Here is a 14,277-nt window from a genome sequence, read left to right as displayed (position 1 = left end):
TCCCATGGAAGGTTTACAGAGCTTTTTACCGATTATTATCATGTTTGCGATTTTCTATTTTCTCTTGATTCGTCCACAACAGAAGCGGCAGAAACAGCGCAATGCCATGCTGGCCTCTGTAAAAAAGGGAGATAAAATTGTTACGATTGGCGGCGTTCACGGAACCATCCAGGAACTCGCGGACGATACGGTAACGCTGCGTATCGCGCATAACGTTCATGTTACTTTTGACCGTGGCGCGATCAACAGTGTGGTGACCAGCAGCAATGAACCAGCGGCTGCTGCCAAAACCGAAGAGACAAAAGAAGAAAGCAAATAAGAGAGAAAACAGGAAAAGGGGTCCTTTTGTCTGGCAAAGACAGCAGGAAGCCCCTTTTTTTCTTGCAGGGCGAACTTTTGTCCGGTTTTGCCGGAGCACCCGTCCTAACGACTGTGAGAAGCCGCGTTTACGCCGAAGATCCCCCCGATTGATGCCATGGCAAAAGCACCGATCAGGTAAAGAAACGTCCCCCACTGCATTGGTGCATCGAAGCCGAGAAAGCCAATCAAGATAATCAGCAAGAAATAAAAGATACCGGTCAAGCCGCCATAGTACCATCCCTTGCCGCCGCAGCGCCGGCCTGTGACATAACCGCCAACAAGCAGAGCGATAGTGTTGATCACATAAGTAAAATAGGGCAGCGAGCTTTCTCGGATCGAGGTAAATGAGAGAAGCACGGCCACGAGCAGGGCGCCAATCAAAACCAAGCCAAGTGTGTATAGAAGTCCGGCAAAGACTGAGGTGGTTGTACTCCGCAAGGAAAACCCTCCTTACACGTCAAGTTTGTACCATCTATATGAAAGGCTTGGTCCAGGTATTCATCTTCGCGTTGAACATCAACAAGATTTTTCGTAGAATGGATGAGGAACCAGACGGGGGTGAGAAAACTTGATTAAAACTTACTTTTACAACCACTCGGAACAAAAGATGATTCATGATGTCGACCTCAGCAGAAAAGATGAATTTCTAAAGTCTCCGGAGGATTTGCTCTGGATCGATCTATACGATGTGGGTAACAACGAATTGCAATACATCGCTAAAATTTTTGATTTTCACCCGCTCGCCATCGAGGACTGCCTGCATGTCAGCCCTCGCGCCAAGGTGGATAAATATGACGACTACTATTTCTTCGTCATTCACGCGCTGCGGTACAACGAAGAAAGTGACGACGAGATTACGACGGTAGAACTGAACGTGTTTCTCGGGCCCAATTACATTGTTACGATCCACAAGTCGCCGATGAGTACCATCGGGCGCATTGCTTCGATTTGTCATCGAAACATATCATATCTGAATCGCGGTCCTGATTATCTGCTTTACGCCATTGTTGACGGGATTACTGATGAATATTTTCCGATTATGGACCGCATCAGCATGCGGATTGACGAGTTGGAGGACGAAATTTTTGAGCATCGCATGGAAGAGATCACCGAGGAGTTCCTTGCTTTGAAGCGGACGATCATTTTGATTCGACGCGTGATTCTCCCTCAGAAACGCATCTTTGCCAATGTGAGTGGGCGTTATTCCTTTGATATCTCCGAGGAAAACGTTCCGTTCTACACTGACTTGTCCGACCACCTGGAGCGGATTGCAGACTCGGCGGAGACATTCCGCGACCTGGTAAACGGCGCGCTGGATACCTACTTCACGATCATCAGCGGCAAGAACCACGATGCCATGCGGGTGCTGACCATTATCTCCACCATCGCTTTGCCTTTGACCTTCGTAACCGGCTTGTTCGGGATGAATACGTTTGGCTGGCTTGGCGAGGCTGCAGAGCCTTACATGTTGATCATTTCCTTGTCTGTCATGATTATCATGACTTTCCTCATGCTGTATATCTTCCGAAAACGAAATTGGCTATGAGTGCCAAGCGCTTTTAGCCAAAATTGGAGCTTATAGTTGTACCCCCTTACGCGGACACTAACTTCGAAATTCTGCGTGAGGGGGTCGACGTGTATGGAAGACTTAACAACTGCCGTCATGCGCACCATCTTCTCGTTCTTTTTCATTCTGGTGCTGCTCCGTTTGATGGGAAAAAGGGAGCTGGGGAAGCTCTCTGTGTTTGACGTCGTCATCTCCATCATGCTGGCTGAGATGGCTGTCATGTCCATTGAACAGATTGATAAAAAAGCGAGCCTCTTTTACCTGCCGATGCTGCTGATCTGCCTCATGGAAATTACGATGTCCTGGATTTTCTTGAAAAGCAAAAAAATGAGGGATGTCGTAGAAGGCTCCGGTGACATGATCATTGAAAAGGGTGAAATTCGCGAGGATGCAATGCGCCGAAACCGACTGAACTTCGACGATTTGATGGTTCACTTGCGCAAAAAAAACATAAAAAATATAGCGGATGTCGAATTTGCCATGATCGAGCACACCGGAGAGGTGAGCGTTTTTCCCAAACCGTCCAAGCTCCCGGTGACAAGAGAGGATCTGAATCTGCCGGATATTCCCCAGGAGAAAGGCGAAATCGCTTACAACGGGTTGCCGATTCCACTCATACTGGACGGAAAGGTCAGACCGAAAGCCCTGCAAAAAATCGGTCAAAATGAGCTGTGGTTAAAGCGGGAAATACGCAAGCACGGCATCAAGGACATACGTGACGTTTCTTTTTGCAGCCTTGACGAGCGCGGCAATCTGTATGTCGATAAAAAAGACAAGCCGCCGCACTAATAAACGAGTCAGCGGCGTGGGAAAAAGAGTGCCAACTGCTCCCCGATCCAGGGGATGCGTTTGACGTCCTGCTTGCCTAAAATCCTTAGGGCCACGAGCATTAGCAAGTAAAGAAGCAAAGACAGTATGGAGCAAGTGATCAGCAGCTTGATCATCGGCAGGTCGGCAAAGATGTGGGAAGAGAGGTATGAACCGGAGTAGCCCATGGCAAACATGGCTGCAACAATTTTGCCCATTTCGACGAGATCTACCGTAAACCCGATTTCCTTGATCAGCCCGGCAATGTGCAGAAGCGTAACGAGGGTAATGCCGATGTTGTTTGCGATGACAGCACCGTGTATGCCGAACTCAGGTCGCGCTGTAAAAACGAACATCGCAACTGTTTTCACAATCGCCCCGATCAGGGTGTTGCGAAAAACCACATGGGCAAAATCAAGACCTTGCAATGCTGCTGCCAGCGGGGCTTGGAAAAACAGGAAGACGGAGAAGGGAGCCATTTCCCGCAAAAGTATGCCGACCTCTGCGTTGCCGTACAGGAGCTGACAAAGAGGCTCCGCAAAGATAAACAACAAGACGGTACAAGGAGCACCGATCACAAGCGTAATACGCATCGCTTGATAGATGCGCCTGTGAACCAGCGGAGCATTTTTTTGATAAGCCGCTTCTGCTACAGCAGGAACGAGCGATACAGACAGGGAATAGGTAAGAAAAGTAGGAAAAAGTAATAGGGGCACAGCCATCCCTGCGAATTGGCCGTACAAGCCGGTGGAGGCAGCGGTCGAGAACCCTGCAAGCATCAGCGCAAAAGGAACAATCATCGGCTCCAGAACGTAAGCGATCGAACCGATCAACTTGCTCATGGTAACAGGAAGTGATACTTGAAACAGCTTCCGTAAACTGTTACGGCTTTTGTACATGGCTGCCAGGAGAGGGCGTTCCCATACCTGTGCGGCCGTTTTCTGTGTAGCCCGTCGATACTGCCAGAGAATGTACAAAAAGCCTGCCGCTTCTCCAAAAATGATGCTTCCGACGGCTCCCGCCGCTGCGTATTCAATGCCAAGGGGCATGAAGGTAATCGTCATGACGACGACCAGTGCCATCCGGATGATTTGCTCAACGATCTGGGAGATCGCGGTGGGTGTCATGTTGTGTTTTCCCTGAAAATAGCCGCGCAATACCAGTGAAATACTTGAGATGGGGATGACTGGTATAGCAGCCAGCAAGACCACATGTGCACGCGGGTCGGTGAAAAACAGGCGGGAAAGCGGCCCAGAGAGCGTGAACAGCGTGGTGCAGATTACCAGGCTGATGCCGCCGGTTACTCCCAGAGCAAGAAGCAGAAAGCGCCGTGCCTGTCGAGCATCGCTGGCTGCTTCGGTTTCCGCGACGTGTTTGGCAATCGCAAGCGGCATGCCAAACGAGGCCAAGGTAATCAGAAAGTACAGCAGCGGCACGACCATTTGATACAGACCGATTCCTTCCGAGCCGAGGATGCGGGAAAGTATGATCCGATTGGCGAAACCAAGCAATTTGGTTACGCCGCCCGCGATGATCAGAATGATGGTTCCATAAAAGAAAGACTGTCTCATGGCAGGCTCCTTTACCGCCGAAATTTCGTGAACGATGTGTACGGATGCTTGAACATCTTCTTTAAGAGAATATGGACGTGCTGCTGAGTGCATGACACTTTTTATCTCGATCAATCCATACCGGAGACAGCAGCTGCTGATTGCGGAAGGGGTTCTATAGAGGTTGTAAAGGGAGGATAACAGATGGAGGAGAAAGAGAAGGATCTGTGGTACGCGCAAGTAGCCAGTCTATGTGAAAGCAAGGCAGAGGAGTTTGGCTTGCTCGGCTATGAAAATGTCGGGCCAAAGGATATCTGGGAGTGTGTGACAAGCTCTTATAAACAGATGCCTCCGCTTCACCAAATGGTCAATGACATCTTGTCCTTAAAGCCGAATAAATACATGAATTATCTGATGCTGCAAATGTACAAAAATTCTTAACGAAACTTTTTGAGTGGACATTCGTAAAGAGAAAGCAAATGGTAGATAGGGTCTAACCAATCAAGGAACCTATTTACTAAACGAGGGGTTGGTTACCATGGTTCCGCTTTCCTACAAAAATTGACACGTTTTTTCTTACTTCGTTATAATGGGCATATTGGTTTCGCGTAAACCGACGGAACCCTGGAAGGAAAGAGGGGTATTACTACATGATTAAATGGGGAAGAGTCCTCCTGTTTCTGGTGGTCGTGGCCATGCTGGCAACTTTGATGACCACGACGACTACACAGGTGGCAGGCAAGATCACACTTGGTTTGGACTTGCAGGGCGGTTTTGAAATCCTGTACGTAGTAGAGCCGCTAGAGCCAAATCAAAAGGTGGATATTGAGCTGTTGAAAGCGACGGCTCGGATGGTAGAGAAGCGGATCAACATTGGTGGGGTAGCGGAGCCTGTCATCGAGACAGAACTTCCCAACCGACTCCGCGTCAAGATCGCTTCGAACGAAGCTGATCAGGACAAGCTCCGGGATTTGATCGGAAAACCGGCTGTGCTGACATTCCGGGACGAGGGCGGCAAAACGATCCTGAAAGGAAGCGACCTGGCGCCGGGTGGTGCAGCAGTTGGTTATGATGAATTGAGACGTCCTGTCGTGACTCTGAAAATCTCCGATCCGAAAAAGCTGGAAAACGTAACGCGGGAGAATCTCGGTAAACATATGGCCATCTACCTGGATGAGACGATGATGACCAATCCGGTCATTCAGAACATCATTACGGGGGGAAATGCACAAATTTCAGGTGATTACACCCAAGAATCCGCACAGGAATTGGCAGACCTGCTGAATTCCGGTGCGATGCCAGCGAAGCTGATTGAAAAGCAGGTTACCTCTGTAGGGGCATCGCTTGGAAAGTTGGCCTTGCAAAAAACGATTAATGCGGGCTATGTCGGTGCTGCCCTGATCTTTATTTTCATGCTATTGGTGTACCGTTTGCCTGGTTTGATCGCCAATATTATGCTGGCTACCTTTACCTATCTAAGTATTGTGGTTCTCCACTGGATGGACGCGACCCTGACGCTGCCGGGTATTGCTGGTTTCATTCTCTCCGTGGGTATGGCCGTCGATGCCAACATCATTACCTACGAACGGATTCAGGAAGAGATTCGCACGGGCAAGACCATTTTGTCAGCCTTCCGTGCTGGTGAACGCCGTTCCTTGATTACGATCCTTGACGGGCATATCACGACCTTGATTGCCACGGGTGTTCTTTTCTACTTTGGTACAAGCTCCATTCAAGGCTTTGCCATCGTTCTTGCGATGACGATTGTCGTCAGCTTGCTGACGAATGTACTGGGTTCCCGTTTGCTTCTGGGACTGCTCGTCCGAGCCAATCTGATCAAGAAGCCGTTCTGGTTCGGAGTAAAGGAGAGTGAAATCGGTGAGCTCTAAAAAACAACAACACGAAGATGTCATCAAATTTGATATCGTAAAGAACAGACGAAAATTCTACACCTTCTCGCTGACTATTTTGATTGTGGGTCTGATCTGTACCCTGATCATGGGTCTCAATCTCGGGGTAGACTTTAAAGCAGGTACACGCCTGGATATTTACATCGGCAAGGAGTTTCAGGTAGCCGATATCGATCAAATCATCAAAGAGACGATTCCCAACACCGTCTTCACACCAACGACGACCTACGGGGAAAATCAAGCGCAAACCAGGTTTGACCATACCATTCCCGCAGATCAGTTGACTGCGCTGGAAACAGCCCTGAAGGCCAAGTATGGGGACCAAGTCTCCAAACAGGAAGCTACGGTTGATCCCAGCATCGCCAAAGAGCTGGTGAAAAAAGCAGCGATTGCCGTTGCTGTAGCCGGTATCGGAATTGTCATCTACATCGCTTTCCGATTTCAGTTTCTGTTCGGGATTGCCTGCATTATCGGTTTGATCCATGACGTGTTCATCCCGATCGCGCTGTTTTCCGTTTTCCGTTTGGAAGTGGATTTGACCTTTATTGCAGCGATTTTGACCATCGTCGGTTATTCGATCAACGATACGATTGTAATTTTTGACCGGATTCGGGAAAACCTAAGAACGATGAAGTCCAAAACAGTAGAGGATCTGGAGCATCTGGTCAACGTCTCGCTGTGGCAAACCATGCGCCGCTCCGTCTTTACGGTAGGGACGGTATTTTTGACAGCTGTTGCGATTGCCGTTTTGGGCAGCGAAGGCATCCGCACATTCTCTCTGGCCTTGATCTTTGGTCTGGTGAGCGGTACCTATTCTTCGATCTTCGTCTCTGCACAGATTTGGGTTACCTTGAAAAAACGGGAAATGGCTAAAAAACGTCTTTCTCCGGCTCCAACTGAGGGCTGATTGACAATACCGCGGGGGAATTTTCCCGCGGTATTTTTACTCTGCAATGCATATACCGAGAGGAGGAAGGGCTTATGGACAATCGTTTGGCAAAGGCGCAGTTTGGTGCCTGGGTCGGGATTGTCGGTAACATCGCCTTGGCAGCTGCCAAGCTGATCATCGGACTCGTCGCCAAATCCCAGGCACTTATCGCAGACGCTGTTCACTCTGCATCTGATGTCGTGGGATCGGTTGCTGTTCTGATCGGACTGAAAGCGGCAGAGCGCCCGCCAGACGAGGATCATCCGTACGGACACGGAAAAGCCGAATCTGTTGCTGCCATCATCGTCTCTGTCTTGCTCGCGGTTGTCGGATTTGAGATTGGTTCATCTTCCGTCAAATCGCTTTTTACTCCACTTGTCGCGCCATCTTTTATCGCGGTTTGGGCAGCGGTCGGCTCCATGATCGTCAAAGAATGGATGTTTCGTTATAAATACAAGCTGGGGAAAGAATTGAACAGCCCTTCACTGATTGCCAATGCATGGGAACACCGTTCGGATGTCTTTTCCTCCTTTTCCGCTTTGCTTGGTATCGGCGGAGCCATTCTGGGCGGCCGGCTGGATATTCCCTGGCTGCTGTACCTCGATCCGCTTGCCGGTATCTTCGTCTCGATCCTTGTCTTGAAAATGGCCTACAGCCTGCTGAAGGAATCGATTCACAACACGCTGGATCATGTGCTGCATGAAGATCAGACGCTTGGTTTGCGCAGGGCAATCGAGGCAGTCGAAGGGGTCATGAGAATTGACTCCCTGCGAGCTCGGGAGCACGGCCATTACCAAATCGTCGATGTGAAAATTGGCGTACATCCCCTTATCACGGTGGAAGAGGGGCACCGAATCGGAAAACAGGTAAAGCAAACGCTGATGAACCAGTTTTCCGATGTCCGCGATGTTTTTATCCATGTAAATCCGTATGATGAGACGAATGAAGCGCCGGTGACACGATTGCACGAATAAAGCGCTTTCGCCAGTTGTCAGTCTCCCTCCCTATCCTCTATAATGAATGAGGATTGGAGGAAGGCCTATGCTGAAAGCGAAAACACGCTGGCAACTGGCTGCGTACGATAATGAGCTGGCGGAGATGATCGCCCGGGAGTGCGGATTGGCGCCTTTAGTTGCCAAGCTGCTTGTGATTCGCGGGATTGATACCGTGCAGCGTGCGAAAGAATTCATGGATGCGGGGCCGGAGCTTTTTCACGATCCATATGCTTTGCACGGTATGAAAGAAAGTGTGAAGCGGATCCGTGAGGCGATCGAACGGCAAGAAATGATCTGTATATACGGCGATTACGATGCCGACGGTGTCAGCTCCACCTCTTTGATGGTGCAAGTCATGAGGAAGCTGGGAGCTGCTTTTGATACCTACATTCCCAACCGCTTTACAGAAGGATACGGGCTACATAAGGACGCTCTCTCTTCGTTGAAAGAGAGGGGCTTTACGCTGATCATCACGGTTGACACGGGAATCAGTGCGGTTGAGCAGGTTGCTTTTGCCAAGGAATTGGGGCTGGACGTCATTGTGACGGATCACCACGAACCTCCGGAGGTTATCCCGGAGGCATTTGCTGTGATCAATCCCAAACAGCCGGCATGCTCTTATCCGTTTGACATGCTGGCGGGAGTCGGGGTGGCGTTTAAACTCGCTCATGCCTTGCTGGATGAGCCGCCTCTCGATCTGGTTGATCTCGCCGCTCTGGGAACGATTGCCGACCTGGTTCCGCTGGTAGACGAGAACCGGATTTTGGCCAAATTAGGGCTGAAGAGGTTGAACCACACCCGCAATATTGGCCTGCAGGCGTTGATCAAGGTTTGCGGCTTGTCTGATACAGAGATGTTGACGGCCGGACATGTGGGATTTGCGCTCGGGCCGCGTCTCAATGCAGGCGGGCGTCTGGAAACCGCGGCCGTAGCCGTCAAGCTGTTGACCACGGAGGATATCCAGGAGGCAGAGGAGGCCGCACAGCAGCTCGACGATTTGAACTGTGAGCGGCAAGAGCTGGTTCAGACCATCACGGATGAAGCGATTCAGATGGTTCTGGAGGATTATCCTTTGGATGAAAACCGGGTGCTCGTTCTGGCGAAGGAAGGCTGGAATGTCGGCGTTGTCGGCATCGTCGCATCCCGTTTAGTCGAAAAATTTTATCGTCCCACGATCGTCCTGGGAATTGACCCTGAAAAGGGAACGGCTAAAGGCTCAGCCAGAAGCATCAACGGCTTTGACATGTATGAGGCATTAACGGCTTGCCGCGAGTGGCTTCCCCATTACGGCGGGCATACCATGGCAGCAGGGATGACTCTGCCTGTGGATAACCTTGAGCCTTTCCGCAAACAGCTAAATCAACTTGCCCATGAGTGGCTGACCGAGAAAGATTTTGTTCCGTTGACGAAAGTAGATGTCGCGATGGAATTGGCCGATGTCACTTTGCAGACCGCCGAGCAATTGGAGCAGCTTGCACCGTTTGGGATGGGGAATCCGACTCCTCTGGTGATGATACAAGACGTTGAGACGGCGGGTATGAGGACGATTGGACGTGATCAGACCCATCTGAAATGCTCGCTGGTAAAGGATGCGGGTCAAATCGATGCGATTGGCTTTAACTGGGCTCATATCGTCCCGGAGGTAACGCCAAAAGCTCGATATCAGGTGATTGGCGAGCTGTCAGTTAACGAATGGAATGGCAATCGAAAGCCGCAGTTAACCATACGCGATCTGACCATCCCGCATCGTCAGGTATACGACTGGAGAGGCTGCCGGGACAAAAGAGAGCGGTGGAGAAATCTCCAGGACTCAGGTGATGTGCTGACTATCCTGTTTCGCCAGGAAAGCTATGAGGAACTTCTGCCGATGGCTGCTTTGGCCGGTCTCGAGGACGGATTGCTGTCCCTCTCACAGGAGGATGTGAAAGCGGGCGACCTGAAACCTTCGCGCGTCATTTTGTACGATTTGCCCAGATCGCGAAGAGATCTGATGCAGGTGGTCACGTACCTGGAGAGCGCCGAGCGCATCTATTGCCTGTTTGGTGACCCTGATCTGGGACTGGAGCGGCTTTCCTGCCCCGGTAGAGAGCAGTTTAAACTGGTTTATCAATTTTTCATGCAGGTTCCCCTGGTGCAGCGCATTCATCTGGATGCCATGGCGCGCAGGTTGAAGCTGAAGCGGGATCTGTTGGAGGGCATGCTCGCCGTGCTCGCAGAGCTTGATTTTATCAAGGTGGAGGCGGATGCCTTCAGGCTGAATCCGGAAGCGGCTAAACAACCGCTGGAAGGCTCCCGCTTGTATATAGAATGGAGAGAAGAGAGTGAGCTGGCAACCGAACTTTTGCTTTCTTCATATGATTCTCTGGTAACTCATTTTCAGCAGCAGGTGGCAGCGGCCACCTCGTAGGAGGAATTGTTTCATGGATTTCAAATCGTATATTCGCGTCATTCCTGATTTTCCACAACCAGGTATTCGTTTCAAGGACATTACCACTTTGCTCAAAGACGGGCCGGCGTATAAAGCTGCGATCGAAGAGTTGACCACGTTTGCCAAAGAAGTGCAGGCCGATGTGATTGCAGGTCCCGAAGCGAGGGGATTCGTCGTCGGAGCACCGCTGTCGTATGCACTCGGCGTTGGCTTTATTCCGATTCGCAAATCTGGAAAATTGCCCTATGAATCGATTAAGGCGGAGTACAATCTGGAATACGGAAAAGATGCTCTCGCTGTCCATGTGGATGCGATTCAACCGGGACAGCGGGTTCTGATTGCAGACGATCTGCTTGCGACAGGGGGAACCATTACATCTACGATCAAACTGATTGAACAGCTTGGCGGGATCGTGGTAGGCGCTGCCTTCTTCATCGAGCTTTCCTACCTGGAAGGACGCCAAAAAATGGGCGATATTCCAGTCAAATCCCTCGTGGTATATTAATCATGCAAAAACGGGCGCAGATGCCCGTTTTTTTTGTTTGTGACGGAGGCTTCATACTTTCCCTGGAGAATCACCTTTACAATACAGGGGACTTACAAGATAATAGGATAAATAGACATCATTCATCATATCCTCCCTTACGCGTAGGAAAGGGAAGAAGCAGCAGCCTTAGGAAAGAAAGCATCAGTAACTCCGAGAAGGCTTCGGACGAAGCTTTTTTATGAGAGGATAAGGGAAGGAACTATGAGCACCGGCATTAATGAAGTACTCACAAAAGCAGGCAGTTACTTGTCCAAAGCGGATCTGGATCTGATCACGCGCGCTTACCAGTTGGCAGAGAAGGCACATGAAGGTCAGGTGCGGAAATCGGGCGTTCCCTACATCATGCATCCGATCGCCGTCGCGGGCATTTTGGCCGGTTTGCATATGGATGCGGTAACAATCGCTGCCGGTTTTTTACATGATGTGGTGGAAGATACCGAGATTTCGCTGGAAGATCTGCAAAGCGAGTTTGGCGGAGAAGTAGCTTTGTTGGTCGACGGCGTGACAAAGCTCGATAAAATCAAATACAAGTCGAAGGAAGAGCAGCTTGCCGAGAATCACCGCAAGATGCTGGTGGCCATGGCCCAGGATATCCGGGTAATCATGATCAAGCTGGCTGACCGTCTGCACAATATGCGGACCCTTCGCCATATGTCCGAGGAAAAGCAGCGGGAAATCTCCGACGAGACACTGGAGATTTTCGCACCGCTGGCACATCGCCTGGGGATTGCCTCTGTAAAATGGGAGCTGGAGGATACCTCACTGCGCTACCTTAATCCCCAGCAGTACTACCGCATCGTCAATCTCATGCAGAAAAAACGGACGGAGCGGGAAGCCTACATCAACGAAGCAGCCGACACGATCAAGGACAAGCTAAAAGAGCTGAACATCGAAGCGGAAATCTCCGGGCGACCCAAGCATATTTACAGCATCTATAAAAAGATGACCAGGCAAAACAAGCAGTTTAATGAAATCTACGATCTGCTGGCACTCCGCATTATCGTGAATGACATCCGCGATTGTTATGCCGTACTCGGGATTGTGCATACGTTGTGGAAGCCGATGCCTGGGAGATTCAAGGATTACATCGCAATGCCCAAGGCCAACATGTATCAGTCGCTTCATACGACGGTGATTGGGCCGAAAGGAGAGCCGTTGGAAGTGCAGATTCGGACGTGGGATATGCACCAGACAGCGGAGATCGGGATTGCTGCCCACTGGGCTTACAAAGAAGGCCGGAGCATCGTACAGGGATCGTTTGCGGAAAAGCTGGGAAACCTGCGGGAGATCATTCAGGGGGGCTCCGAAGAAGCGCCGAACGCGCAGGAGTTTATGGAGTCCCTGAAACAGGATCTCTTTTCCGATACGGTCTTTGTCTTTACCCCAAAAGGCGATGTCGTCGAGCTGCCAAAAGGCTCCGTGCCGCTTGATTTCGCATACCGGATACACTCGGCTGTCGGCAACCGGACCATCGGCGCTAAAGTAAACGGAAAGATTGTGCCGCTGGATTACGCGCTCAAAACAGGCGATATCGTAGAGATTTTGACCTCCAAGCATTCCTATGGTCCGAGCCAGGACTGGCTGAAGATCGCCAAATCGGCACATGCCCGCAATAAAATCAAGCAGTGGTTCAAAAAGGAAAAGCGTGAAGAAAATGTCGCCAAGGGTCAGCAGATGGTCGAATCGGAGATCAAATCCAGAGGCTTCGAAATCAAGGATGCGATGACCGAGACCAATCTGAAGGAAGCGGCTGCCCGCTTTAATTTCCAGGGACAAGAGGATATGTTCGCCGCCGTCGGTTATGGCGGGATAACGGCATCCCAGATTGTCACCCGGCTGATCGACAAACTGAAAAAAGAGCGGGAAGAGCTGAATCCGCCTCCGGTGCCTGAATTCAAGCCTTCGCCAACCCAGACCGTGGTGCGGAGTGAATCAGGTGTCAAAGTAAAAGGAGTAGACAATCTGCTCGTGCGCATTTCGCGTTGCTGTACGCCTGTCCCTGGTGACCAGATCATTGGATTTATCACCAGGGGCAGAGGGGTTTCAGTTCATCGGAAGGACTGCCCCAACGTCTTGACAGACGAATGCATGGAGCGATTGATCGACGTTGAGTGGGACACCGATTTCAAACATAATTACCATGTGGATATCGAGATCACGGGTCAGGATCGCAGCGGCCTGCTGAATGATGTTCTACAGGTAGTGGCAGAAACCAAAACCAATATTTCTGCTGTCAGCGGCAAAGCGGACAAAAATCGTGTCGCGACCATTCACATGACGATCTCCATCAGCAATATAGACCACCTGCAAAAAGTGGTCGAGCGTATCAAGCGAATCAAGGATATCTATTCCGTACGACGGATTTTAAGCACCTGATCGCAAGAGATCGGGTGTTCTTTTTTCTGATGAAGCAAGGAGGTTTGTTGCTGTGCGAGTGGTAGTCCAACGTGCCCGGGAAGCAAGCGTAACGGTGGCAGGTGAAGTAGTGGGAGAAATTGACCACGGTCTGGTCCTGCTTGTCGGGATGACTCATGAGGATACAGAAAAAAACGTGGAATTCGCTGCCGAGAAAATAGCCAATCTGCGAATTTTTGAAGACAGCGAGGAGAAAATGAATCTTTCTGTCCTGGATACGGGGGGGCAAATCCTGTCCGTTTCCCAGTTCACATTATACGGTGATTGCCGCAAAGGAAGACGGCCCAATTTCATGGCTGCCGCTCGTCCTGAGCATGCAGAGCCGCTCTATGAGCTGTTTAACGCCAAGCTGCGTGAAAAAGGCTTGCGCGTAGAAACGGGACGGTTTGGGGCGTCGATGGAGGTTCGGCTCTTAAATGATGGGCCGGTTACGCTGATTGTAGAGACTTAAAGAAATGGTCGACAAAACAAGGCGGGGTATCTATTGCAGCGAATTCGCATAAATTAGAATGTAGACAACGTCCCGCAGCTATATTGAAGCAAAAGGGTATCAGTGAACGGCAACTGATACTCTTTTTCATGCGAACGTTCGGATTTCAATTTTTGAAAATTCTTTCAAAATATATCATTTTCAACTTCTCTGTGATATAAATCTAATAGAAGTATATCCTTCAAATATATGGAAATGGGAAGGATAAGATGCTTTTGTGTGTGGGAAGAGGTTAAAGTCGAAATGGGGAGGTGTGTCCTGATACGGGCGCTGGAAGCGA

13 protein-coding genes are annotated in these 14,277 nt (G+C 50.2%); 11 read left to right on the top strand and 2 right to left on the bottom strand.

Annotation, left to right across the window (positions count from 1 at the left end):
- The first annotated feature begins 4 nt into the window (after positions 1-4).
- Positions 5-319, top strand: coding sequence for a preprotein translocase subunit YajC (gene yajC / locus NDK47_RS18295; protein ID WP_251871216.1), 315 nt, complete (start codon positions 5-7; stop codon positions 317-319).
- A gap of 104 nt (positions 320-423) precedes the next feature.
- Here yajC and NDK47_RS18290 read toward each other — a convergent pair whose 3' ends face one another.
- Complete coding sequence (locus NDK47_RS18290; protein ID WP_251871214.1) at positions 424-798, bottom strand: TIGR04086 family membrane protein; 375 nt, start codon at positions 796-798, stop codon at positions 424-426.
- 130 nt (positions 799-928) lie between these two features.
- On the opposite strand from NDK47_RS18290, the gene corA reads away from it, so the two are divergent.
- Together corA and NDK47_RS18280 are read left to right on the top strand one after the other, a co-directional pair.
- Positions 929-1,906 carry a magnesium/cobalt transporter CorA gene (corA, locus tag NDK47_RS18285; RefSeq protein WP_251871213.1) on the top strand — a complete coding sequence of 326 codons (978 nt, stop codon included), beginning with the start codon at positions 929-931 and terminating at the stop codon, positions 1,904-1,906.
- A 93-nt stretch (positions 1,907-1,999) separates the two neighbouring features.
- On the top strand, positions 2,000-2,716 hold the full coding sequence (locus NDK47_RS18280) for a DUF421 domain-containing protein (protein ID WP_251871211.1): 717 nt from the start codon (positions 2,000-2,002) through the stop codon (positions 2,714-2,716).
- A gap of 8 nt (positions 2,717-2,724) precedes the next feature.
- Here the strand turns inward: NDK47_RS18280 and spoVB are convergent, their stop codons facing one another.
- Positions 2,725-4,305, bottom strand: a complete 1,581-nt coding sequence (spoVB, locus tag NDK47_RS18275) for a stage V sporulation protein B (RefSeq protein WP_251871209.1) — start codon at positions 4,303-4,305, stop codon at positions 2,725-2,727.
- 183 nt (positions 4,306-4,488) lie between these two features.
- On the opposite strand from spoVB, the gene NDK47_RS18270 reads away from it, so the two are divergent.
- The 8 genes from NDK47_RS18270 (at position 4,489) to dtd (ending at position 13,958) form a co-directional block, all read left to right on the top strand.
- Complete coding sequence (locus tag NDK47_RS18270) at positions 4,489-4,725, top strand: post-transcriptional regulator (protein WP_251871207.1); 237 nt, start codon at positions 4,489-4,491, stop codon at positions 4,723-4,725.
- Positions 4,726-4,934: 209 nt separating this feature from the next.
- A complete protein-coding gene (secD, locus tag NDK47_RS18265; RefSeq protein WP_251871205.1) occupies positions 4,935-6,173 on the top strand; it encodes a protein translocase subunit SecD in 1,239 nt (412 codons plus the stop codon).
- Positions 6,163-7,101, top strand: coding sequence for a protein translocase subunit SecF (gene secF / locus NDK47_RS18260; RefSeq protein ID WP_251871204.1), 939 nt, complete (start codon positions 6,163-6,165; stop codon positions 7,099-7,101). Before secD ends, secF begins: the two co-directional genes overlap by 11 nt.
- Before the next feature lie 74 nt (positions 7,102-7,175).
- Positions 7,176-8,096 carry a cation diffusion facilitator family transporter gene (locus NDK47_RS18255; RefSeq protein ID WP_251871202.1) on the top strand — a complete coding sequence of 307 codons (921 nt, stop codon included), beginning with the start codon at positions 7,176-7,178 and terminating at the stop codon, positions 8,094-8,096.
- Between the two features lie 67 nt (positions 8,097-8,163).
- On the top strand, positions 8,164-10,524 hold the full coding sequence (gene recJ / locus NDK47_RS18250; RefSeq protein ID WP_251871201.1) for a single-stranded-DNA-specific exonuclease RecJ: 2,361 nt from the start codon (positions 8,164-8,166) through the stop codon (positions 10,522-10,524).
- Between the two features lie 13 nt (positions 10,525-10,537).
- The gene (locus NDK47_RS18245; protein WP_251871199.1) at positions 10,538-11,050 is read left to right on the top strand and encodes an adenine phosphoribosyltransferase; all 513 of its coding nucleotides are present in this window, start codon (positions 10,538-10,540) and stop codon (positions 11,048-11,050) included.
- 243 nt (positions 11,051-11,293) lie between these two features.
- Entirely contained in the window at positions 11,294-13,468 is a 2,175-nt protein-coding gene (locus tag NDK47_RS18240) for a RelA/SpoT family protein (RefSeq protein ID WP_251871197.1), read from the top strand.
- A 52-nt stretch (positions 13,469-13,520) separates the two neighbouring features.
- Complete coding sequence (gene dtd / locus NDK47_RS18235; RefSeq protein ID WP_251871196.1) at positions 13,521-13,958, top strand: D-aminoacyl-tRNA deacylase; 438 nt, start codon at positions 13,521-13,523, stop codon at positions 13,956-13,958.
- Positions 13,959-14,277 lie beyond the last annotated feature (319 nt).

The sequence above is a fragment of the Brevibacillus ruminantium genome (assembly GCF_023746555.1).
Lineage (GTDB): Bacteria > Bacillota > Bacilli > Brevibacillales > Brevibacillaceae > Brevibacillus > Brevibacillus ruminantium.
The sequence above is the reverse complement of the archived record's forward strand: the minus strand, read 5'-3'. Positions and strand labels throughout refer to the sequence as shown.

What these genes read in the sequence shown, in the direction of transcription:
- secD (WP_251871205.1), top strand. Translation starts at nt 4,935, where the DNA reads ATGATTAAATGGGGAAGAGTCCTCCTGTTTCTGGTGGTCGTGGCCATG.
- NDK47_RS18245 (WP_251871199.1), top strand. Translation starts at nt 10,538, where the DNA reads ATGGATTTCAAATCGTATATTCGCGTCATTCCTGATTTTCCACAACCA.
- NDK47_RS18240 (WP_251871197.1), top strand. Translation starts at nt 11,294, where the DNA reads ATGAGCACCGGCATTAATGAAGTACTCACAAAAGCAGGCAGTTACTTG.
- yajC (WP_251871216.1), top strand. Translation starts at nt 5, where the DNA reads ATGGAAGGTTTACAGAGCTTTTTACCGATTATTATCATGTTTGCGATT.
- recJ (WP_251871201.1), top strand. Translation starts at nt 8,164, where the DNA reads ATGCTGAAAGCGAAAACACGCTGGCAACTGGCTGCGTACGATAATGAG.
- spoVB (WP_251871209.1), bottom strand. Translation starts at nt 4,305, where the DNA reads ATGAGACAGTCTTTCTTTTATGGAACCATCATTCTGATCATCGCGGGC.
- NDK47_RS18255 (WP_251871202.1), top strand. Translation starts at nt 7,176, where the DNA reads ATGGACAATCGTTTGGCAAAGGCGCAGTTTGGTGCCTGGGTCGGGATT.
- NDK47_RS18280 (WP_251871211.1), top strand. Translation starts at nt 2,000, where the DNA reads ATGGAAGACTTAACAACTGCCGTCATGCGCACCATCTTCTCGTTCTTT.
- NDK47_RS18270 (WP_251871207.1), top strand. Translation starts at nt 4,489, where the DNA reads ATGGAGGAGAAAGAGAAGGATCTGTGGTACGCGCAAGTAGCCAGTCTA.